29 protein-coding genes are annotated in these 21,820 nt (G+C 44.0%); 24 read left to right on the top strand and 5 right to left on the bottom strand.

Annotation, left to right across the window (positions count from 1 at the left end; translation table 11 throughout):
• Positions 1-2 precede the first annotated feature (2 nt).
• The 9 genes from rpmG to KNO76_RS05395 all read left to right on the top strand — a co-directional run bounded on the left by rpmG (position 3) and on the right by KNO76_RS05395 (position 8,261).
• Positions 3-167: a 50S ribosomal protein L33 gene (rpmG, locus tag KNO76_RS05435; RefSeq protein ID WP_255313299.1), complete on the top strand. Its 165-nt coding sequence runs from the start codon at positions 3-5 to the stop codon at positions 165-167.
• A 54-nt stretch (positions 168-221) separates the two neighbouring features.
• Positions 222-776, top strand: a complete 555-nt coding sequence (locus KNO76_RS05430) for a 5-formyltetrahydrofolate cyclo-ligase (protein ID WP_026825709.1) — start codon at positions 222-224, stop codon at positions 774-776.
• A complete protein-coding gene (locus KNO76_RS05425; RefSeq protein ID WP_214883355.1) occupies positions 755-1,525 on the top strand; it encodes a DUF92 domain-containing protein in 771 nt (256 codons plus the stop codon). Before KNO76_RS05430 ends, KNO76_RS05425 begins: the two co-directional genes overlap by 22 nt.
• 169 nt (positions 1,526-1,694) lie before the next feature.
• The gene (locus tag KNO76_RS05420; protein WP_214883353.1) at positions 1,695-2,651 is read left to right on the top strand and encodes an L-lactate dehydrogenase; all 957 of its coding nucleotides are present in this window, start codon (positions 1,695-1,697) and stop codon (positions 2,649-2,651) included.
• Between the two features lie 132 nt (positions 2,652-2,783).
• Positions 2,784-3,836, top strand: coding sequence for a rhomboid family intramembrane serine protease (locus tag KNO76_RS05415; RefSeq protein WP_214883350.1), 1,053 nt, complete (start codon positions 2,784-2,786; stop codon positions 3,834-3,836).
• Positions 3,837-3,848: 12 nt separating this feature from the next.
• Positions 3,849-4,871 carry a M42 family metallopeptidase gene (locus tag KNO76_RS05410; protein WP_214883334.1) on the top strand — a complete coding sequence of 341 codons (1,023 nt, stop codon included), beginning with the start codon at positions 3,849-3,851 and terminating at the stop codon, positions 4,869-4,871.
• Positions 4,868-5,062 carry a YqgQ family protein gene (locus tag KNO76_RS05405; protein ID WP_026825714.1) on the top strand — a complete coding sequence of 65 codons (195 nt, stop codon included), beginning with the start codon at positions 4,868-4,870 and terminating at the stop codon, positions 5,060-5,062. The genes KNO76_RS05410 and KNO76_RS05405 overlap by 4 nt, the downstream gene beginning before the upstream one ends.
• 93 nt (positions 5,063-5,155) lie before the next feature.
• On the top strand, positions 5,156-6,118 hold the full coding sequence (locus KNO76_RS05400; RefSeq protein WP_214883331.1) for an ROK family glucokinase: 963 nt from the start codon (positions 5,156-5,158) through the stop codon (positions 6,116-6,118).
• A gap of 226 nt (positions 6,119-6,344) precedes the next feature.
• On the top strand, positions 6,345-8,261 hold the full coding sequence (locus tag KNO76_RS05395) for an LTA synthase family protein (protein WP_214883328.1): 1,917 nt from the start codon (positions 6,345-6,347) through the stop codon (positions 8,259-8,261).
• A 181-nt stretch (positions 8,262-8,442) separates the two neighbouring features.
• Here the strand turns inward: KNO76_RS05395 and KNO76_RS05390 are convergent, their stop codons facing one another.
• On the bottom strand, positions 8,443-8,622 hold the full coding sequence (locus KNO76_RS05390) for a DUF2759 domain-containing protein (RefSeq protein WP_026825717.1): 180 nt from the start codon (positions 8,620-8,622) through the stop codon (positions 8,443-8,445).
• Between the two features lie 157 nt (positions 8,623-8,779).
• Here KNO76_RS05390 and KNO76_RS05385 point away from each other — a divergent pair, with 157 nt between their 5' ends.
• The gene (locus tag KNO76_RS05385; RefSeq protein WP_214883325.1) at positions 8,780-9,400 is read left to right on the top strand and encodes an MBL fold metallo-hydrolase; all 621 of its coding nucleotides are present in this window, start codon (positions 8,780-8,782) and stop codon (positions 9,398-9,400) included.
• 32 nt (positions 9,401-9,432) lie between these two features.
• Here the strand turns inward: KNO76_RS05385 and KNO76_RS05380 are convergent, their stop codons facing one another.
• Positions 9,433-9,696 carry a DUF2626 domain-containing protein gene (locus KNO76_RS05380; protein WP_012726597.1) on the bottom strand — a complete coding sequence of 88 codons (264 nt, stop codon included), beginning with the start codon at positions 9,694-9,696 and terminating at the stop codon, positions 9,433-9,435.
• 248 nt (positions 9,697-9,944) lie between these two features.
• Here KNO76_RS05380 and KNO76_RS05375 point away from each other — a divergent pair, with 248 nt between their 5' ends.
• The 12 genes from KNO76_RS05375 to gcvPB all read left to right on the top strand — a co-directional run bounded on the left by KNO76_RS05375 (position 9,945) and on the right by gcvPB (position 18,701).
• Positions 9,945-10,331 (top strand): Spx/MgsR family RNA polymerase-binding regulatory protein, encoded by a 387-nt coding sequence (locus KNO76_RS05375; protein ID WP_034770992.1) that lies wholly within the window; start codon positions 9,945-9,947, stop codon positions 10,329-10,331.
• A 59-nt stretch (positions 10,332-10,390) separates the two neighbouring features.
• On the top strand, positions 10,391-11,203 hold the full coding sequence (locus tag KNO76_RS05370; RefSeq protein WP_214883322.1) for an ATPase, T2SS/T4P/T4SS family: 813 nt from the start codon (positions 10,391-10,393) through the stop codon (positions 11,201-11,203).
• Entirely contained in the window at positions 11,185-12,162 is a 978-nt protein-coding gene (locus tag KNO76_RS05365) for a type II secretion system F family protein (protein ID WP_214883319.1), read from the top strand. The genes KNO76_RS05370 and KNO76_RS05365 overlap by 19 nt, the downstream gene beginning before the upstream one ends.
• Positions 12,163-12,176: 14 nt before the next feature.
• Positions 12,177-12,479, top strand: a complete 303-nt coding sequence (locus KNO76_RS05360; protein ID WP_034770995.1) for a prepilin-type N-terminal cleavage/methylation domain-containing protein — start codon at positions 12,177-12,179, stop codon at positions 12,477-12,479.
• 414 nt (positions 12,480-12,893) lie between these two features.
• Entirely contained in the window at positions 12,894-13,130 is a 237-nt protein-coding gene (locus KNO76_RS05355) for a hypothetical protein (RefSeq protein ID WP_214883316.1), read from the top strand.
• Positions 13,099-13,560: a prepilin-type N-terminal cleavage/methylation domain-containing protein gene (locus KNO76_RS05350; protein WP_353047876.1), complete on the top strand. Its 462-nt coding sequence runs from the start codon at positions 13,099-13,101 to the stop codon at positions 13,558-13,560. Before KNO76_RS05355 ends, KNO76_RS05350 begins: the two co-directional genes overlap by 32 nt.
• A complete protein-coding gene (locus tag KNO76_RS05345) occupies positions 13,524-13,823 on the top strand; it encodes a hypothetical protein (RefSeq protein ID WP_214797933.1) in 300 nt (99 codons plus the stop codon). The genes KNO76_RS05350 and KNO76_RS05345 overlap by 37 nt, the downstream gene beginning before the upstream one ends.
• Positions 13,816-14,304, top strand: coding sequence for a shikimate kinase (locus KNO76_RS05340; RefSeq protein WP_214883310.1), 489 nt, complete (start codon positions 13,816-13,818; stop codon positions 14,302-14,304). The genes KNO76_RS05345 and KNO76_RS05340 overlap by 8 nt, the downstream gene beginning before the upstream one ends.
• Positions 14,301-14,639 (top strand): hypothetical protein, encoded by a 339-nt coding sequence (locus tag KNO76_RS05335; protein ID WP_214883307.1) that lies wholly within the window; start codon positions 14,301-14,303, stop codon positions 14,637-14,639. The genes KNO76_RS05340 and KNO76_RS05335 overlap by 4 nt, the downstream gene beginning before the upstream one ends.
• A gap of 147 nt (positions 14,640-14,786) precedes the next feature.
• Positions 14,787-15,863, top strand: a complete 1,077-nt coding sequence (gene gcvT / locus KNO76_RS05330; protein WP_214883304.1) for a glycine cleavage system aminomethyltransferase GcvT — start codon at positions 14,787-14,789, stop codon at positions 15,861-15,863.
• 25 nt (positions 15,864-15,888) lie between these two features.
• A complete protein-coding gene (gene gcvPA, locus KNO76_RS05325) occupies positions 15,889-17,226 on the top strand; it encodes an aminomethyl-transferring glycine dehydrogenase subunit GcvPA (protein WP_214883417.1) in 1,338 nt (445 codons plus the stop codon).
• Entirely contained in the window at positions 17,226-18,701 is a 1,476-nt protein-coding gene (gcvPB, locus tag KNO76_RS05320) for an aminomethyl-transferring glycine dehydrogenase subunit GcvPB (protein WP_371742741.1), read from the top strand. The genes gcvPA and gcvPB overlap by 1 nt, the downstream gene beginning before the upstream one ends.
• 35 nt (positions 18,702-18,736) lie before the next feature.
• Here gcvPB and KNO76_RS05315 read toward each other — a convergent pair whose 3' ends face one another.
• Positions 18,737-19,117 (bottom strand): rhodanese-like domain-containing protein, encoded by a 381-nt coding sequence (locus KNO76_RS05315; RefSeq protein ID WP_026825731.1) that lies wholly within the window; start codon positions 19,115-19,117, stop codon positions 18,737-18,739.
• Positions 19,118-19,280: 163 nt separating this feature from the next.
• On the opposite strand from KNO76_RS05315, the gene mntR reads away from it, so the two are divergent.
• Both mntR and hpt read left to right on the top strand, forming a co-directional pair.
• A complete protein-coding gene (mntR, locus tag KNO76_RS05310; protein WP_026825732.1) occupies positions 19,281-19,709 on the top strand; it encodes a transcriptional regulator MntR in 429 nt (142 codons plus the stop codon).
• A gap of 172 nt (positions 19,710-19,881) precedes the next feature.
• Positions 19,882-20,409, top strand: coding sequence for a hypoxanthine phosphoribosyltransferase (gene hpt, locus KNO76_RS05305; protein ID WP_026825733.1), 528 nt, complete (start codon positions 19,882-19,884; stop codon positions 20,407-20,409).
• 23 nt (positions 20,410-20,432) lie between these two features.
• Here the strand turns inward: hpt and KNO76_RS05300 are convergent, their stop codons facing one another.
• Positions 20,433-20,843 carry an SA1362 family protein gene (locus KNO76_RS05300; RefSeq protein WP_026825734.1) on the bottom strand — a complete coding sequence of 137 codons (411 nt, stop codon included), beginning with the start codon at positions 20,841-20,843 and terminating at the stop codon, positions 20,433-20,435.
• 14 nt (positions 20,844-20,857) lie between these two features.
• On the bottom strand, positions 20,858-21,799 hold the full coding sequence (locus KNO76_RS05295) for a DUF1385 domain-containing protein (protein ID WP_214883300.1): 942 nt from the start codon (positions 21,797-21,799) through the stop codon (positions 20,858-20,860).
• Between the last annotated feature and the right edge of the window lie 21 nt (positions 21,800-21,820).

The raw sequence follows: 21,820 nt of genomic DNA, 5'->3' as shown, positions 1-21,820 counted from the left end.
AGATGGGAGTGAAAGAAATGCGCGTTAAAATTACATTAGCTTGCACAGAAACAGGCGATCGCACGTACATCACGAAGAAAAACAAACGTAACAACCCTGAGCGCCTCGAGTTGCGCAAATACAACCCACGTCTCCGTCGTCACACGCTTTACCGCGAAGTGAAATAATGAGAGACCGGCCGTCACATATGTGGCGGCTTTTTTTATAAGGAGGGACGAGTTGTGGAAGAAAAAGCGACATTAAGACGCATCGTGCATCAATCCATCAAGCAAATGACGAATCGGCAACTCGTCGATCGAGCGATACACCAACGACTGTTTTCATCCTATATATGGAAAGAAAGTCAGACAATCGCAGTGACATCTTCACTTCCGCTTGAAATTGATACTTCTCCAATCATTCACGAGGCATTTGAAGCAGGAAAAACGGTTTGTGTCCCGAAAGTAACGAGGCAAGGACTTACATTTCACATCATTCATTCGGTCGATGATCTCGAGGCGGGAGTCATGAATATTTTAGAGCCGACGACTCTACCGACGACGAGGCCAATCGACCTCTGTGTTGTGCCAGGAAGGGTATTTGATCGGGCGGGATATCGAATTGGCTGGGGTGGAGGATATTATGACCGTTTTCTAAAAACATATAAAGGAACAACAATTGCTTTGGCTTACACGAATCAGCTTGTAAGTCATGTGCCGACTGAACCACATGATCTGCCTGTTGAATGGATCGTGACAGAAAAGGAGATGATCCAATGTTCGCCATATTTGTTGTAACTTGTATCGTCGCCTATCTCGGTTATCGGTTGCAGTCATTAACGTTTTTAGGAGCCATCTTGACAGTGCTGACAGGGACGTTGATTGGACTATCGTTTGGGTGGTTTGGGCTATATTTGCTAGGTGTGTTTTTCTCGACCTCGTCGCTCGCCTCGAAATATCGTTCACGCGATAAAGAAGGAGTGGATGATATCGTCGAAAAAACAGGCGCTCGCGACGCCATACAGGTATTGGCCAACGGTGGAGTCGGTATTCTTTGTGCACTCGGGTATCTGCTCACAGAAAATTTTGTCTACGTTTATATGTACATTGTGTCTATTGCCGCGGCGACAAGCGATACGTGGGGGTCGGAGTTTGGTGTGCTCTCAAAAAATAAGCCGCGATCCATGTTCACGTTTAAGCAAGTCGAACCGGGGACAAGCGGTGCAGTTTCCACATTCGGCACATTCATGTCGATTATAGGGGCTTTCGTAATCGTGATCTCTTCTATCTTATTTGTCCAAAAGGATGTGGCACTGCTCCTCATGTTATGGGGGATCGGGCTAAGCGGTAGCGTTATCGACACGTTACTTGGAGCGACTCTGCAACGCAAGTTTCGTTGTACTGTCTGTGGCAAATTGACTGAAAAAAAAGTTCATCACCAGGTCTCGACGACATACGTGTCTGGATGGCGCCTGCTCGGTAACGATGCGGTCAATTTCATCTCTATATTCGGAGCGACTTTGATTTGTTTTTTTGTGCTCGGATGAGGGTAGTACAGGAAATGAAGATGTTCCATTTGAATGTGAATATTGTCACAATATCGCCAAAGTGAAAACGGTTTCTATTGTAGTTAGGGTTTGTGAATGATGTTACAATCATGTTGTAACAGAGATAACAAAAACATGAAACAGATTGTTCGAAGGGTGGAGAATCAATATGGAAACATTAAATCATGCTAAAGTAACACGTGTCGCACTCGTGGGTGCAGGTGCGGTAGGTGCGAGCTTCGCTTATCAATTAACAACAGCAAGTCTATGTGAAGAACTCGTCATTATTGATATCAATAAAGCAAAAGCAGAAGGGGAAGCGATGGACTTGAACCATGGCGTCTCATTTGCTTCATCACCAATGCGTGTCTGGGCAGGGGATTACACGGATTGTGGAGTAGCTGATATTGTCGTCATCACTGCCGGTGCGCCACAACGTCCAGGTGAAACACGTCTTGACCTCGTCGAAAAAAATGCGAAGATTATGAAATCTATGATTTCAGAGATTATGGACTCTGGTTTTGATGGAATCATTATTATTGCCTCAAACCCGGTTGACATCATGACACATCTCGCATGGAAATATTCGGGTCTTCCGAAACATCGAGTCTTTGGTTCAGGTACAGTACTAGATACATCTCGCTTACGTTATATGCTTGGTGACTACTTTAATGTAGATCCGCGCAACTGCCACGCATACATCATGGGCGAACATGGAGATACAGAATTCGCTGCTTGGAGCAACGCCCGCATTTACGGAAAATCGGTCGAGCAATTGCTTGAAGAGCATGACGAATATAACTGGCAAGATCTCGAAGATATTTATGTGAACGTTCGTGACGCGGCATATCATATCATTGAGCGTAAAGGTGCGACATACTACGCAATTGGTCTCGGATTACTTCGTTTGGTCAAAGCCGTCCTTCGTAACGAAAACACATTGTTGACAGTCGGTGCTCATCTCGACGGGCAATATGGCCTACATGATATCCATATCGGTGTACCAGCCATCATCAATCGTCAAGGAGTGCGGGAAGTCGTTGAGATCGAATTGTCAGAAGAAGAGCATCAAAAAATGCAACACTCTGCGAACGTGCTCATGAAAACAATGGAACCTGTCTTGTAACCTCTATACAGTGATGACCCGTAACCATCTGGTTACGGGTATTTGTGCATCCAGAACAAGTCCTGATTTTGTCGTGAGGTGCTCAGTGATTTACAATAGAATGGAGAGAATACTTGAAAGGAGGGAGTTCCATTGGCTACGACTTGTTTTTGGGAAGATATCTATCGGGCGGTTGAAAGCGGCGGGCGAATTGAAGGGATATTAGAGCCTTCACGCGCGGTCATTTTGTTCGACACGAAAGCGGGAGATAGCTATGATCTGTACATTCAGTCCGAAAAAGCATGGGCAAATCATGTCGGGACCGATATTCATGCTATCCTAAACGCATTTCGCCTATCTCGGATCGGACGGAAGCGATTGACGATTCATTTGTATGGCGAACGTCTCGTAGATGAGGAGAGGATTGATTCACTAACATTTCCAATCCCGGCAAAAGTAACAATATCTCGATCTATCTGCACGCCCGCTATGGAAGAAGAACGGTTTCGAATGCTTGCTGTCTCCCTTGACCGCGAAAAAAAGTCTGAGTTAAAAAAGCGGTTCTCATTTGGTAAACCGCAAGTAGTATACGGTCTAATGTTTATCACATTTTTAGTCATGTGGTTAGCTGAATCTGTCGGCTCAACTCTTGACCCGAATACGTTGATCGCATTCGGTGCAAAAGTGAATCTACTCATTGAGCAGGGAGAATGGTGGCGCTTGATCACACCGATGTTTCTGCATATCGGATGGTTCCACTTTTCGATCAATATGTTTGCCCTTTGGTCACTCGGTCCACTCGTCGAACGAATGTATGGTTCGATTCGGTTCCTGATTATCTATGTGATTGGTGGGTTTTTGGCGACGACAGCATCATATGCATTCAGTGAATCAATTTCTGCGGGTGCCTCGGGTGCGTTATTTGGGCTTGTCGGTGCTTTATTTTATTTTGGACTACGAGATCGTTCTCTCTTTATGAAGACGCTCGGACCTCCGCTCTTTATTATGTTAGGATTAAATGTGGGACTAGCGTTTCTTTTAGGGGCAAGTTTGGATCATTTTGCGCACGCTGGTGGACTAGTTGGTGGATTTGTCGTCTCTGGAGTCGTAGGATTACCAGATGAAGATAATCGCGCACAACGAATTATATTTTCCGTGCTCACGATCATTTTATTTGGTCTACTATACGGGTACGGATCTTGGTGAGGAGAGATTTCAATGATTGATACACTAAAAACATTAGTAAACATTCCGAGTCCGTCTGGGATGACGGAAGAGGCCATTCGATTCGCAGAGCGAGAATTACAAGCACTCAATGTCAGCACGTCTCGGCTACATAAAGGGGCATTACTTGCAACATTTCCTGGGCGTTCAAAAGAGGCGCGGCTCTTGACGGCGCACGTTGATACGTTAGGTGCGATGGTTAAAGATATCTTGCCGAGTGGACGCTTGCGTTTGACGCAAGTTGGAGGATACGCTTGGACAGCGATTGAAGGTGAGAATTGTCTCATTCATCGAGAAGAAGGCGATGCGATTGAGGGAACGATCCTCATCCATCAGTCGAGTGTACATGTTTATAAGGACACGAACTCAGCTGAACGTTCTGCTTCGAATATTGAAGTTCGATTGGATGAAAAGGTGCATTCGCGGGAAGACGTGACAGCACTCGGAGTCGAAGTGGGTGACTTTGTATCGTTTGACCCCCGCTTCAAGGTGACGTCTTCAGGATACGTGAAATCACGCCATTTGGATGATAAAGCATCTGTCTCCATTTTATTGGATCTCGCAAAAGACCTGGTCCGTTATGACTTACCGCACACCGTACACTTCTTGATTTCCAATTATGAAGAAGTCGGGTTTGGAGGCAACGCGGGCATCCCGGAAGACGTAGTAGAATATATTGCCGTTGATATGGGTGCGCTTGGGGATGGACAACATTCAGATGAGTATACTGTCTCGATTTGTGCCAAAGACTCTTCGGGACCATACGATATCGAACTTCGAAGAACATTTACGTCTCTCTGTAAAAAACATGAAATCGCTTATAAAGTAGATATTTATCCGTACTACGGCTCAGATGCGTCCGCTGCTATTCGTGCAGGCTATGATGTGAAACATGCATTGATTGGCCCAGGGATCGAATCAAGTCATAGTTATGAACGGACACACACGTCATCAATGGAAGCGACACGTGATTTGTTATATCGTTATGTATTGACAACGATGGAGGAAGAAGCATGAAAAATTTTTATGATGTCCAACAGTTTTTAAAATCGTTCGGGACCATTATTTATATTGGGGAGCGGGATGCTGAAATCTCACTTATGATGATGGAACTAGACGAAATGTATGAAGGGGGCATCATCGAACAACGCGTTTATGATACGGCCAAAATCATTTTGACTCACGAATTGAAAAATTCAATAGATTGACAGAAATCCCCTTAGTGCAAAGGGTTGCACTAAGGGGATAATAGTGTACACTAGTCAATGAAAGCGATTTAGTTGAGATGAGGAGTGAACGGTATGAAATGGTTATTAGGTATCGACATCGGTGGTACAACGGTGAAGATGGCTGTTTTAGACATGAACGGCATCATTTCTGATAAGTGGGAAGTCAAAACGGATATTCGGGAGAATGGTGTACATATTCCAAAGGACATCGCAACGTCTTTTAAAACATATCTTGAGACATCCGGGAAGAAAAAAGAGGATTTCGCGGGTGCGGGGATTGGAGCGCCTGGATTCATTAACTTCTCGGAAGGAGTTGTCGAATACTCGCCGAACATCGGGTGGAAAGATTTCGCCCTTGTCAGTGAGTTCGAACAAGCGGTTGGACTTCCGGCTGTTCTCGAAAACGATGCAAACGCAGCAGCCCTCGGTGAAATGTGGAAAGGTGCCGGTGAAGGTGCATCTGAACTATTGGCAATCACGCTCGGAACGGGTGTCGGTGGTGGCGTAATCACAAATGGAAATATTGTTCACGGAATAGCGGGCATGGCTGGAGAAATCGGACATATTACAGTGGAGCGAGATGAAAATAAGGCTGTTAAGTGTGGTTGTGGTCGTCTTGGATGTATTGAAACGATTGCCTCTGCGACCGGTATTTCACGTTTAGCCCTACAGAAGCGAAAAAATCAAGACACCACGTTGAATGAATTGAAAGACGTAACAGCGCGTGACGTGTTTGAGGCATATAAAGCCGGTGACTCGATTGCGACAGAAGTAATCGATGAGATGACCGAATATCTCGGATTGACCATCTCAAATATCGCAAACACACTCAACCCGAAAATGATTGTCATCGGTGGTGGCGTTTCTAAAGCGGGTCACGCGTTACTCGAACCACTTGATGCTCAATTCAAACGTTTCGCGCTCGAACGCGTATACGAATCGACGTCGTTTAAAATTGCAGAACTTGAAAATGATGCCGGTGTGATCGGATGTGCTTGGCTAGCACGGAAACACTTCCTTCCAACACGCGTATAACACGAGCACGTCTGCACTTTGCAGGCGTGTTTTATTATGGAAAAGGGTGTGGTAAATTGTAAAATTTGTAACGCCACAGTTGATTTTTTATTAAAAAAGGAGTAAGATTTGAACTTGATACTGGATCTGTACTATTCAATCCGAATTGTACAATATGTAAACAAATATAAAAAATAATGGCTAAATAAACCCATGCCGAAAACTGAAAAGAGGAGGAGACCGTCAGATGAATTCATCTCAACGCTTCTCGAAGCTATCAACGAGACTGAACGACACGGTCCGCGCTTCGTTTCAAGAATATCGTCTATTTTGGATTTTTACGTTATTGCTTTGGACGAAGACGTATATCGTCTATCAATTTTTCTTCATCATTCCGATCGAAAACACTGCACAAGCTTTTATCTTACTGATTAGCCCAATCAGTTCGACACTATTCTTGTTTGCCTTCCACTTCTTTTTTAAAGGGAACAAACAAAAATGGGTGCTTTACACGCTTTACGCAATTGCATCGTTTATCTTGTTTGCAGATGCCGTGTATTATCGGGAATTCACGGACTACTTGACGATGCCTGTCATTATGCAACCTTCGAACATGGAAACGTTATCGACTTCGTTCACTTCACTTCTTGAATGGAAAGATTTAATCGTTCTTGGTGATGTGTTCGTCTTACCATTCATCTTATGGCGGATGAACATGAAAGAGAACGCTGCCTCACACCGACGTGCGCTCGTCACATTCGTTGTAGCTGTGTCAGTATTCTTGTTCAACCTTTCGCTCGCAGAAACAGAACGTCCTGAATTGTTGACTCGTTCATTTGACCGTGAACTACTCGTGAAAAACATCGGTACTTTCAACTTCCATGTATACGATGCGATGCTCCAAACGAAAACATCGGCTCAAAAAGCGATGGCTGATGAATCAGAGCTTGCGACGATTGAACAGTTCACACGTCAAAATTATGCTGCACCGAATCCAGATTTGTTCGGTAAGTATAAAGGGAAGAATGTCATTGTCGTTTCGTTCGAATCGGCACAGAACTTCACACATAACATGAAGGCGCCAAACGGAGAGTATATCACCCCAAACTTAAACAAACTGATTGAGGAGTCTCACTACTGGCCGAACTATTACCACACAGTTGGTCAAGGGAAGACTTCGGACGCTGAGTTTGCACTCGATAACTCGCTATACGGTCTTCCACGTGGTGCCGTATACTTTACAAATGCCGATAATGAATACCAAGCACTTTCTGAGATGATCAAAGAAGATAATTATTATTCAGCTGTGTTCCACGCGAACAATAAATCGTTTTGGAACCGTGATCAAATGTATAAAAACGTCGGGGTCGATCAGTTCTTTGATGAGAAGAGTTATGACCTTGGGAATCCAGAAAATATGACAGAATGGGGTCTTTTGGATGATAGTTTCTTCGAGCAATCTATTCCAATGCTCCAAGAACTACCAGAGCCGTATTATGCGAAGTTCATCACATTAACGAACCACTTCCCATATACGATGCCAAGTGAAGACTATGAGCTCGTTCCAAAGTTTGAAACAAGTTCGACAACATTGAACAATTTCCCGCAAGCACTTGCGTACCAAGATTATGCACTCGGTCTCTTTATTGAACAATTAAAAGAGAACGATATGTGGGATGACACGATTTTTGTCGTCTATGGTGATCATTATGGAATCTCAACAAACCACAATAGTGCAATGGCAGAGTTGCTTGGAAAAGAAGAATTAACACCTTTCGATGTTGCGAAATTACAACAAGTACCATTCGCTATTCATTTACCGGATCAGAAGAATGGTGAAGTGCATGAAACAATCGGTAGTCATGTTGACATGAAACCGACAATCTTGCATTTACTTGGAATCGATACGTCGGACACAATCGGTTTCGGGAATGATTTATTCTCAGAAAACCGAAACAGTCGTGCAATCTTCCGTGATGGTACGGTCGTGACGGATGAATATGTCTGGACACAATCGACATGTTATAATGCTACATCTGGTGAAGTTGTAGAAGACACGTCACTATGTGGTCCGATCACAGAGGAAGCGGAAAAGATATTACAGATGAACGATGATTTAATCTATTCTGACTTACTCCGATTTAAAGAGCAGACGAAAGAATAAGCGATTAGTTGATGAAGAACCGAATCACTTTATGTGATTTGGTTCTTTTTTTGTAGAGGACAGTGTTTCTATCCTTTTCTTAAAAATGAATCAGGTGAGTCAATCGAAAACTGTACATCAGGTTGATTTTTGACACAAAAAAAGCGACCGAAGTCGCTTGCTGATTTCTTGCTGTAAATCATTAACCTGGAATTCCGCCGTAAATCAATGTGGCGATCCCAAAGAATCCGAATACGAGTACAGTTAAAGCTGCAAATACGAGCGGAAAGAATTGGCGTTTTTGGAATGAACGAAGCATTCCCCATACAGCCACAATGGCGACGATGACGGAAATCCATCCGAACGGTTCATACAAATGCATGACGAGTTCCCCCTTTAATTATACGTCATGAAATTCATAAAAATTTCACTGAAATATCATTATTATTTTATCCGATTATTGGGGCGCTGTCGAGCAAAGGTTGACATCGATACAATTTTGCCACAATATTGTTTTGAACAAGAAGGGGATGAATCAAATGCAAATTAAGAAGATTACGTCTGGCTTAGCACAAGAGAATGGATATGTTCTTGAAAAAGACGGAACTGTCATTGTAATCGATCCAGGAACAGATGATCCAAGGTATTTTGAAGTGATCGAACATTTCGGTAAACCTTCTGCGATTTTATTAACTCATGCGCATTTTGATCATATCGGTGGAATTGATGCACTTCGTGAGCGCTATCAAGTACCCGTATACGTGCACCGTTTTGAAACAAGTTGGTTGACGGATGGAGAAAAGAATGGGGCGGCCGCATTCAATCTACCAGTTCCGGCAATGAAACCGGCAGAAAAGACATACGAAGGCGATATGTTGGTCGTTGGGAGCCTCGCATTCCGGCTCTATCATACGCCGGGTCACTCCCCGGGAAGTGTTGTCTTGTACATGAAGGATGAAGAAGTTGCATTTTGTGGTGATTTGATATTTAAACAGTCTGCTGGACGAACCGACTTGTTCGGGGGGGATCAAAAGGCGTTAATGGGATCAATCGATCGGATGAAGCAATTGCTCCCTGATTCGACAGTTCTCTACTCTGGACATGGTCCTCGGACAACGTTAGAAGATGAGAAGCGGACAAACCCGTTCTTCAAACAGTAAAAAAAGATTGTCTCCGGTGAGACAATCTTTTTTTACATTTGGAAGTTGCTCCAATACGTAAAGACAACGAAGAAAATTGTCAAATACGCCCCAAAGACATATACATACGTTTTTTCAGTTAACTTTAAGTAACCTAGAGCGACAAAGAAAATCGTTTGTGCTAAGAAGACAAGTCCCATAACGATAAAGTCACCAGTATGTTCACTACTACTTTGGTCGCCGCCAAGTGCGCCTACGAAAGCAAGTGCCGCCACTAGCCCAGTCCAAAAGCCTAGGACACGAAACATTCTTGCCATGTTAATCCCCCCATGCGTGCATTATTCCATTCTCATTCACTATTTTACCAACACATTCGAAAAAATGCTATGGAAACGTGAGAATTGCGCAAAATAATCGTGAAAAATATGTGAAATCATTCTGATAAAAAAGTTGTACAAATTTTTAATAAAGTTGTACAAAACATATACAAAGTGGGTATATAAGTGTATAATCAACTTATACAAACTGAACGAAGTAAAAAGTTGAATGAGGGAGGATTATAAAAATGTCATCAGAACTAATGTTTTATACGTATCCAAGCTGTACTTCTTGTAGAAAAACGAAAGCGTTTTTACAGGATCAAGAGCTTCAAGTGAGTGAACGTCATATTTTCAGAGATGCACCGACTGTTGATGAGTTGTTGCAATTACTTGCAATTAGTGAAGAAGGTGTTGATTCCCTCTTAGCGACGAGAAGTCAGGCCTTCAAGCAACTCGACGTTGATGTAGAAGATTTGAAGTTAAGCGAACTACTCAAATTGATGAGCGAAAATCCGAAATTGTTGAAACGTCCGATTCTAACGGATGGAAAAGAAGTGATTGTCGGATATGACAAGGTTTCAATCGAAACATATGCGCGTCGCCATAATACGGTTTCGGTTCAAGTTTCTTAAGACAAGCCCACTTTCGACATAGTGGGTTTTTTTTTTATGCTTGAACCGAGGTGAACGAGATGAAAGAATTCATTGAAGAACTGATGGTCGCAGCCCGGCAAGCTGGTGCGACCGATCTTCATTTTTTACCGGATGCTCATCGGGTGAAGGTTCAAGTCCGATCGGCCATGAGATTAGTCGAATTTCAGTCAATGGACTTAGGTCAATACAATCGACTCACGTGGCATATGCGCTATTGGTGTTCATTACCTGAAACGAATCAACGGCTTCCGCAGTCAGGCGTATACGAATTAAATCAAGAAGTAATTCGTGTGACTTTTCTTCCTTCATTTGAGCAAACGTTGATGTCATGGAGGATTCCACATCAGGCGTTCAATCTCCCTCAATTATTGCAATCACAAGATGTGGAACGTTTACAAAAAATGACTGCTTCACGAGAACGAAACGGACTTTTATTTATTGGTGGCTCTACAGGAGCGGGTAAGACGACAGTGATGTATGCATTGTTAAATTATTTAAAACAAGAACGGATTGTTACCATTGAAAACCCTCCTGAACAAATGGTCGACGGGGTGATTCAATTGGAAGTGAATACTAAAGCAGGACTAAGCCATCGACAATTATTGAAAGAAACATTGAGGGCGGATCCGGACATTATCGTGATTGGGGAAGTACGAACCGTTGAAGAGTTGACTGTCGCATACGATGCGGCACTAAGTGGACATTTGACAATCACCACTTTTCATACAGCGTCCATTCAAGATGGAGAGAGAAGAATTGAACAATTACTTGGGAAGACTTCCATCCAGAGACATTGGTGTGTGCTGACCCGAAATCAGGGGGTGACTTGTGAATGGGCAACTCATCAATGAATCCTCCGATTCAATTGATTCACCGCTTTCTGCGATTGCAATCCCGAGGTGTGTCACTGAAAGTGACGATGGAAACACTCGAATACCATGAAAAAGGAGCGAAAAAAGACAAGGTTCGGGATATGAGGGCGTTACTTGAAACAGGTACGAATTTGGCTGAAGTGTTCTCGGTAATCATCACTAATCCGCAAATGCGAGAGATTTTGAACACGGCAGAGCGAAGTGGTCGGTTTATTGATGGGTTACATCAAGTCGTCTTAGTGTTGGAGATGCGTCAACGACTGAAAGAAGAATTAAAAAGATTGATTCGCTATCCATTGATCATTTTTTTTATTCTCCTTTCTCTAGGGATGATTTACGCGCTATATATTTTTCCGAAACTGTTGGGAATGGTCGACGTCTCGTTGCAAAATGGTGTAGCTTCGATTCTATTGTCACGGTGGTTCTTCCCAACACTATTTTGTGTAGTTTTAACGTCTGGGGCACTAATGTTCGGAATGTATCGACGAGGGATTGAGCTTCCCTTTTACACATGGAGCCATGGAAAGACGCTGTATTTGACGTATGTATTTGTTAGTGAGTTATCACTACTCCAAAATACTGAAACGAACATCAGGCAAATCATCAGTCGTCTAGCAGATGAAGATGGGGAGATGGCTAAGATGGCTAAACGAATCCATTGTCGCATGTCAGACGGAGAAGGTCTTGAAGCCGCCGTGAAATGTGAGCCGTTTATTGATTATGAGGTCGTCGGTCTGTTAGGGGTAGGAGCGATGAGTGGTGAACTTGGTGAACTCATGTCGCTTCACCGAGAACTTGTATTCGAAGAAATGGAACTGTACAGTCGTAGTTTGATTGAAAAAGTGGAGCCGATATTGTATGGCGTAATTAGTATGATGATTGCAGTTTTATTTTATACATTGTATTTACCGGTCAAGCTCATCATGGCTCAATTATGAAGGGGGAAAAGGAAATGAAGGAAGAACATGGATTCACACTAGTTGAGATGGCGGCTGTCCTTTTGATTATATCGGTTCTGCTCTTATTACTCGTCCCATCCCTAACAGAAGGGAAATCGCGGGCAGACCAAGTTAGTTGTGAAGGCAGTGTACGTATCGTCGAGTCAGAAATCAACTTATACTATGCCGAGCATAAATCTTACCCTGCAACATTAGAAGTGATAAAACGCGACTCCTCAACAGACCCACTCGTATACAGCTGTCAATCGTCAGAGTATACATATTCACCTCTTGATGGTTCTCTCATAAAGCGATGAAAGGATATACACTCGTCGAAATAACATGGGTCCTTGTTATATTATCGTTTCTCCTACTAATCAGTATCCCGGTAGCAAAACCGTTTGAGCGACTAGAGCTCTATGATTTCACAGATTCCTTAGTTGCCAATATTCAAGAAGCGGGGCAGTACCCCTATATTTCTGAAAATGGGAGTTGTGTTCCGAAGTTGATTTGGATATCACAACAGCAAACCTATCTGATCGTGTGTGGTCTGACGTTAATTAGAGAGGTAGACGTACCATCGGGAATAACTCTATATCTCCCGACGTATAATACTTTGACATTTTCACAAGCAACGGCTTCCTATGCAGGGCAATGGAAGTTTGTAAGTGGAAAGACGTCTGTGACGCTCAAATTTCGAATCGGAACGTATGAGCCGGAGGTGATTATTCGTGAGGAAGAATGAAGCGGGTTTTTCTTTATGGGAATTGAGTGTAAGTCTAGCAGTGATAATGGGATGGATTTTCATTTTGACATCATTTGTCGTGCAGGGGAACGAGCGGATCGACCGAATGAGTGAAACGTTGTTCACCTATGAACGTTTACAAGGAGAGGTGCTACTTGAAGCTGCTGAACCGTCTGGTCGCGAGCAAGTGTGTGAAAAAGGATTCTGTTTGCCGACGTTGTGAACAAGGATTTACTATGATTGAGATGACGGCAGTATTGCTGATTCTTCCGATATTTATCTTATTGTTAGCGGAATTGATGCTGCTTGGTCAAAAGCTTTACGAACAGCCTAAATGGAATCATCATACGACACCGCAACTGATTGTACGACGTTTGATAAACAGTGAAAATTGCCGTGTAGACGCCGGTCGCTTACGAGGAGAATTTGTTAAGTCGGATGATGAGGTATGGCCATGGACGATTAAACAGTTGAATGGGAATTTGGTCATGGTTGGAGACGGAGGGGGGAACTTGCTATTTTTAAGAGGAATCGCTCAGTACCATGTCGAATCGATTGGAAAAGGATTTCGAATTTCATGGACCGATTCGTCGTTCAAAAGAGAGCGGTACGTGATGTGTATGAACGGGGATTCTTCCTCATTGTCACCTTGACAATCGTTGTATGGCTACTTGGGGCCGCGTTATTTTGGTATACTGATATTGAACGAACGACGAGACGAATCTCAGATGAGATATTGGCCATACGTTTTGAATCCCACTTGTTGTTGGCAAAAGAACGTTGTGGCAATCAACCAGTAACACTCACTAAACCTACGGGGACGGTGACATGTCGTCCGATTGCACCGAATCGAACGGAAGTGGAGATGGTATTGATATCCGGTGAACGGCACAAAGAGGTGATGGCTTATGAATGACAAACCGTTTTACATTGTAGGGTTTATGGGTACAGGTAAGTCTACCTTGCTTTCTTTTTTCAAAGAATCTGGTGAAGTGGCGGACCTTGATTCGGTAATCGAAGCCATGACTGGGATGGACATCGCTACATATTTTGACCGATATGGTGAGAAGGCGTTTCGTGATGTCGAAACAGAGGCACTGCAACGAGTTGATGCTGATTACGTTTTGACAGGTGGCGGAGTAGTTGAACGTCCTGAAAACATAAGTTGGATGCGCGAACGTGGCACGATGATTCATTTGAATCTGCCGTTTGAAGACTGCTGGGAACGCATCAAGGATTCTAATCGACCACTCGTGAAAAAAGGACAAGTAGAAGTTCAATCATTATATACACGACGTGACGCGTTGTATCGGGAAGCGGACGAGTCGGTCGATGCGTCACGTACACCTCAAGACATCGCTGAACACATTATCCGTTTGAAGGAGGGAAAGGCATGATTTGGATCAATCTCGCAATTATTGTACTGTCATTAATCGGTCTTGGCATCTATGGTTATCTCTTGTTCAAAAAGCATATGAAGTCAGAAATCGGTCGGTTGAATCGATTGACGGAACGGTTTAACATTCGAGCAGACGTGATTGGACAGCAAGTCAATGAGATTAAAGGACATGTGGATGCGGTCAACCGATCTATTACTCAAATAAAGGACTTCGGAGTTAAGGCAAAAGACGAATCTATCGAGTTGAAGCAGGCGGCGGTTGGGCTGACGCATGAAATCAAACGAACGGCGGGAATCGAACGCTCTGACGTTTCCACCGAGACAAAAATATGAAATAATGAGGATGAAAACGTTTTCGTTTTTCATCCTTTTTCTTTTTCTCTTTTTTAACTATGCAGAAAGATTAAAAATTGTTAAAGTGAAATGGAAAGCGAAAGATTTCAAATAAAATATCATTTATGTTCGGGATTGGGGGATATTATGGAAAGGGTTACTTTGAAACGTACGCCTTTATTTGAATTGATTGAACCGAAGGCGAAGATGGTTGATTTTGCGGGATTCGAAATGCCGATTTTGTTCTCTTCGATTAAGGAAGAACATCTGGCTGTGCGTCAAAACGTGGGGATGTTTGATGTATCTCACATGGGAGAGATTCGGATTGAGGGGCCAGATGCACTTGAACAAGTACAGAACCTCGTGACGAATGACGTCTCGAAAATTAAAGTTGGTCAAGCTCAGTACAACCTTCTGTGCCTTGAAGATGGTGGAGTGGTGGATGATTTGCTTGTCTATCGCTTAGATGAGGACGCCTATTGGCTCGTCGTCAACGCCTCGAATATCGAAAAAGATGAAGCGCATATTCGTAGGTACGTCAATAGTGACGTGACTGTGACAAATGAGTCTGACGGGTACGGTCAAATTGCTATCCAAGGACCGAACGCAGAAACAATTCTTCAAAAAATCACAAATGTAAAACTCAAGGAAATCGGGTTCTTCAAGTTTATAAACGGTGATGTGGCAGGCGTCCCGTCTATTATCTCACGTAGTGGATATACAGGGGAGGATGGTTTCGAAATCTATGCTCGGGCTGAAGGAATCTCTGCCGTTTGGGAAGCTCTTGAATCAGAAGGCGTGATCCCTTGTGGACTAGGTTCACGAGATACACTTCGTTTTGAGGCGTGCTTACCGCTCTATGGACATGAGCTAGATGAGTCGGTTACACCGTTTGAGGCGAATCTCAACTTTGCTGTTAAGTTAGACACGGATTTTATCGGGAAAGATGCGCTTGTCTCTCAAAAAGAGAACATTCCGACTCAATTAGTAGGGTTGAGATTACTCGGTCGAGGGATCGCTCGTCAAGGAGCGCAAGTCGAAGTCGATGGGGATGTGGTAGGTTTCGTCACGACCGGTACGATGCCTCCGACGGTCAATGAATCGATTGCGTGGGCACGAGTCGATGCACGCTATAAAGATGAAGAACGATTCGTGATTGATATTCGTGGCAAGAAGATTGAAGCGGAACGTGTACCGACACCTTTCTATAAACGGACGAAATGAAACAGGGGGATTCAGAATGAATAGAATGGAATTTCGTTATTTACCGATGACTGAACAAGACGAGCGAGACATGTTGCAGACAATCGGAGTCGATTCAATTGAGACACTACTTGCGGATATCCCAGAATCGCTTCGTGAAAAAGCATCACTTGCGGCAATCGGCTCACCACTTCCTGAGGTTGATCTCGTACGTCATATGACGAAATTGGCTGACAAAAACAAGCATACGAAATCATACCCGAGCTTCCTTGGAGCAGGGATGTATGATCACCTTTCGCCGACCGTAATGAACCATATGCTTTTGCGTTCTGAATTCTATACAGCATATACACCATATCAACCTGAGATTTCACAAGGTGAACTGCAAGCAATGTTTGAGTTTCAGACGATGATCTGTGAATTGACAGGTATGGATGTCGCAAACTCATCGATGTATGATGGAATCACTGCGCTTGCCGAGGCTACGTATTTAGCTAGTGCTCAAACGAAGAAAAAACGTGTCGTCGTTTCAGGAGCAGTTCATCCTGAAGCCAAAGATGTTATTCGCACGTACGCTGATGGGCCTGGTCTTTCAGTCGAATACACAGACGTAGTGAATGGTGTAACGGATCTATCTGATTTCGATTTGACGGATGCGTCATGTCTCGTCGTGCAATACCCAAACTTCTACGGTCGAATTGAAGACTTAGAGAAATTAGCGGAACAGGCACACGAGGCAGGTGCCCTCTTCGTTGTATCGAGTAACCCGCTCGCACTTGGCATTTTAGAATCACCAGGTGCACTCGGTGCGGATATTACAGTCGGAGATGCACAACCATTCGGTATTCCGCAAAGTTTTGGTGGTCCGTCATGTGGTTACTTCGCGGTGAAAAAGTCGTTGATGCGTAAACTACCAGGACGACTCGTCGGTCAAACCGTCGACGAGGACGGGAAACGCGGTTTCGTCTTGACGCTTCAGGCGCGTGAACAGCACATCCGTCGTGACAAAGCGACGTCTAACATCTGTTCGAACCAAGCACTTAATGCATTGGCTGCATCGATTACGATGTCTGCTTTAGGAAAGTATGGAATTCGTGACATGGCCGTTCGTAACATTCAAACCGCTCATTATATGAAAGAAACGTTGAAGTCGGCAGGGTATTCAATCATTGATGAAGGTCCAATGTTCAATGAGTTTGTTGTTGATTTCGCACATGACGCAGATGAAGTATCTCGTCAGTTACTCAATCATGGGATAATCGGTGGTCTACCGCTTGGGACGTACGAAGCGGAACGTCAGACACAAATGTTGGTTTGCGCGACGGAATTACGTACAAAAGAAGAGATTGATCAGTTTGTCGAAGTGGTTAGGGGGATGAAATGATGCAACACGAACAAACGCTAATTTTTGAAGTGTCACGTGAAGGACGGACAGGATATAACTTGCCGACACCAACTGTCCCTGAGGTTGACCTCGAGACACTGTTACCGGCTACGATGATTCGAAAAGAGGCAGCGGAACTTCCGGAAGTATCTGAACTCGATGTTGTCCGCCATTATACCTCTCTGTCTACTCGAAACCATGGTGTGGATTCAGGATTTTATCCGCTCGGTTCGTGTACGATGAAATATAATCCAAAAGTGAATGAAGACATGGCCCGCCTTTCTGGGTTTGCGCATATTCATCCTTTGCAACCGGCGGAAACGATTCAAGGTGCACTTGAACTCATGGTGGACTTACAGGAGCAACTCGCTGAAATCACAGGTATGGACGAGGTCACGTTGCAACCCGCAGCTGGAGCGCATGGTGAATGGACGGGTCTCATGTTGATTAAAGCATTCCACGAGCGCAACGGGGATACGGCTCGTACGAAAGTTCTCGTCCCAGATTCTGCCCATGGAACGAATCCGGCCTCTGCAGTAGTTGCTGGATTCGAGACAGTGACGGTCAAATCGGACAATCGTGGACTCGTTGATTTGGATGATTTAAAAGCGAAGGTCGGAGCGGATACAGCGGCGCTCATGCTTACGAATCCGAACACACTTGGACTATTTGAAGCAGACATCCTTGAGATTTCAAAAGTGGTCCATGAAGCTGGTGGAAAATTGTATTATGACGGCGCGAACTCGAACGCAATCCTAGGTATCGCGCGTCCGGGAGACATGGGCTTTGATGTCGTCCACTTAAACTTGCATAAGACGTTCACAGGTCCACACGGTGGAGGTGGACCAGGTTCAGGTCCTGTCGGTGTCAAACGCGATTTGATTCCATTCTTGCCGACCCCGATCGTAACTAAGACGGAAAATGGATATGGTCTAGATTACGACCGTCCACACTCGATCGGTCGAATCAAACCGTTCTATGGGAACTTTGGAATCAATGTTCGGGCTTACAGCTATATCAAGACGATGGGTGCCGAAGGGTTGACGCGTGTTTCGCGAGAAGCTGTACTTAACGCCAACTATATGTTCGCTCGATTAAAAGATGCGTTTGACGTACCGTACGATACGTATTGCAAACACGAGTTCGTTTTGTCAGGCAAACGACAAAAAGCACTCGGAGTTCGTACGCTCGATATCGCAAAACGTCTTCTTGATTTCGGCTATCACCCACCAACCATCTATTTCCCGTTGAATGTCGAAGAGTGTATCATGGTGGAACCGACTGAAACCGAATCAAAAGAGACACTCGATGCTTTCTGTGATGCGATGCTTCAAATTGCAAAAGAAGCGGAAGAAAATCCGGAAATCGTTCAGACGGCTCCGCATACGACGGTCGTCAAACGTATGGATGAGACGCTCGCTGCTCGGAAACCGATTTTAAAATACGAACGTCGCGAAGCATCGTCAGTTAAATAAAAATGAGCGGGTCGACTCAGTCGTCCCGCTCATTTTTATGCTTTTTTAATTTTGCCTTTCCAGTTTTTGAATCCACCTTCGAGCATGTAGATGTTGTTGTATCCGTTCTTCATGAGAAGCTTGGCTGCTTGGTTAGACCGTGAGCTTCCTTGACAATAAATAAGGATCGGTTGATCTTTACGCAATTCTTTCATACGCATTTTCATTTGTCCGACCGGGATGTTTCGTGCGCCGACGATATGACCAGCTTTATATTCTTTCGGTTCACGTACGTCGATCAATTGTCCTTTACGGAGTGAAGCGCGGAATTCTTCTTGTTTCATTTTTTTCAACCCGCGAGCTGGCATGAAGCGCCATACGATGTAGGCGATCAAGGCAACCCATAGGAGGATGACGAGGATTGTTTCGAGTCCCATAGATGTTCTTCCCTTCTCTTTCAAAGTTACCATCTCTCATTATAATGAATTTGAGGTCATGAGACAATGATTGACTCAATCAATCAATGCTTTCCCTTTCGATTTCATTCTAGTTAGGATAAAATAAAAAGTGGAAACCGGAACATTAGGGGAGGTCGTGCCCATGCCGACACCGAGTATGGAAGATTATTTAGAACGTATTTACTTATTGATGTCAGAAAAAGGATATGCGCGAGTATCTGACATTGCCGAACATTTAGGAGTACATCCCTCCTCTGTCACGAAAATGGTTCAAAAGTTGGATCGTGAAGAGTATCTCGTATACGAAAAATATCGTGGACTTATGCTTACGAAAAAAGGTCAAAAAGTAGGGAAGCGATTGGTCGAGCGTCATGCGATGCTCGAGTCTTTTTTACGTCTCATCGGAGTGGATGAGGCAGACGTCTATGAAGATGTTGAAGGAATCGAACACCACCTCAGTTCAAATACACTCGATTGCATGACTCAGTTTGTGGAATTCTTTGAGGATAAACCGGAGCTCATGAATCAATTTAAAGAGTTTCGTGAACAAGAGCGGGCTGCGGAAGAATAATTTAAAAAAACGCCAATTTTAATCGATTGGCGTTTTTTTATCGCTTCGTTTCTTCAAAACACGAACGAATTATTGTTATTTGCGAATGAATGTATATATTTTGGTTAGGAATATGTTAAGATAAATCGTGGATTGAATATTGAGGGGGTGGCGGCGAACATTCGCCGATATTATGGAGATTCAAATTAAAGGGAAGTTATTTGACGAACAACAAATTCGAGACCGGGTAAAAGAATTGGCAGAAGAAATTGAGAAAGATGCCAATGGGACACCGATTGTCATCGTTGCCGTGTTGAAAGGGTCGATGGTCTTTGCTGCCGATTTGATGCGCTACATGAAAGGCAGTGTGCAACTCGATACAGTCGCAACATCTTCATACGGGAAAAAGACCGTTTCGAGTGGCAGTGTACAACTTCGGAAAGATCTTGATTTAGATGTCGAAGGAAAGTATGTCGTCATCATCGAAGATATCATCGATACGGGGCAGACGTTGAAATTTCTGTGCAAACATATGGAACTCCATCAACCGAAACAGTTGAAAATCTGTACGCTTCTCGATAAACCGGCTCGCCGTCTCGTGCAATTAGACGCAGACTATGTTGGCTTTGAGATTCCGGATGAATTTGTCATCGGTTATGGCATCGATTATGCGGAGCAGTATCGCAACTTACCTTATATCGGGTATGTAGAAACAACCTAAAAAGGAGCGCCGCGGCGCTCCTTTTACATGTTCGCTTTCTTTTTCTTCTTGCCTTTCTTCCCTTCGATTACCGTCAAGTGTGGAGGATTGCTTCGATGTACGTTCGGGCGTTTCGACAACTTTGTAACGTTCGAACCTGGTTTTTTGCTTTTTTTGATTTTTGCAGATGCGGAAGGTTTGACTTGAGGGCCGCGGTTTCCTTGCATCCGTTTCTTAGAGGCTTGTGCGGTTTTACGGTAACGCATATCCTCTGGAGACATACGTCGACCGATGAAGAAACGATAGATCACATAAAAGACTAACCCGAATATTCCGATGAACAACAACTGTCTAAACAAGCGACCTGGATCGGTGGCGAGCATATGTCCGACCCCGATGAAGCCAAGGATAAACACGATGGTTGCTGCGGTCGAACCAATTCTTTGTCTGATCATGGTGCTTCCTCCTCTTATCCCTCTCTCTGAACGACCGATTCTCCTAACTCTTTTTGTTCCCACGTTTCGAATGCTTCAATCGCAACTTGAATCTGTTCATCATTTGGTTCCCGGGTCGTCAATAACTGAAGCGAAAGACCTGGTTTTCCGAGGAATGACAAAAAGCGATGATCGCGGAAGCGATTGGTGAATTGAAGGACTTCAAACGAGATTCCGATGACGACTGGCAAGAGTGCGATTCGGCTGACGAGTCGCAGCCAAAGCGGATCGATTGGCACAATCATATACACGCCAATCCCCACGAAGACAGTGAACAAAATAAAGCTTGATCCACAGCGATAATGAAGACGTGAGCTTTGACGAACATGTTCGACTGTGACCTGTCGTCCGGACTCATAACAGTTGATGACCTTATGCTCAGCCCCATGATATTGAAAGACACGTTTGATGAGTGGCGTCAATGAAATCAAGTAGAGGTAACTAAGCAACAATACTAATTTTATTCCCCCTTCAAGGAGGTTTTGAATCACGTGTCCAGAAAATATCGGTACGTCTTGAAACATTGCGGCGAGCAGTGCTGGTGTCACGTTAAAAATCAATTTGCCGAACATGTATGAAATGACGCCGATGATGGCAACTAAGGCAATCATCCAAATGCTCTGCTTTTGTTCATCGTTCGGGCTCGAGTCTTCACTTGGATCAACGTCATACCGATCACTTGCAAAATTCATATGGGCAGACCCATTCTTTAACGACTCGTAGAGCGCGACGATTCCTCTTAGAAACGGTACTTTTTTTAAGGATTGAACCCATGGGACGAGGATGCGTGCTTGCTCGAACGTTTCGATGGACCCATCCTTTCGTCGAATGGCAGATGCGCTCTCGGAACGGCCTTGAAACATGACCCCTTCCACAAGTGCCTGTCCCCCGACAGGGATAGTTTGTTTAGAATTCATTCACTTTCCTCGATTCTTACA

The organism is Exiguobacterium sp. s101 (assembly GCF_018617835.1).
Taxonomy (GTDB): Bacteria; Bacillota; Bacilli; order Exiguobacteriales; family Exiguobacteriaceae; genus Exiguobacterium; species Exiguobacterium marinum.
Note: the sequence above shows the minus strand (reverse complement) of the source record. Positions and strands in the feature narration are given on the sequence as shown.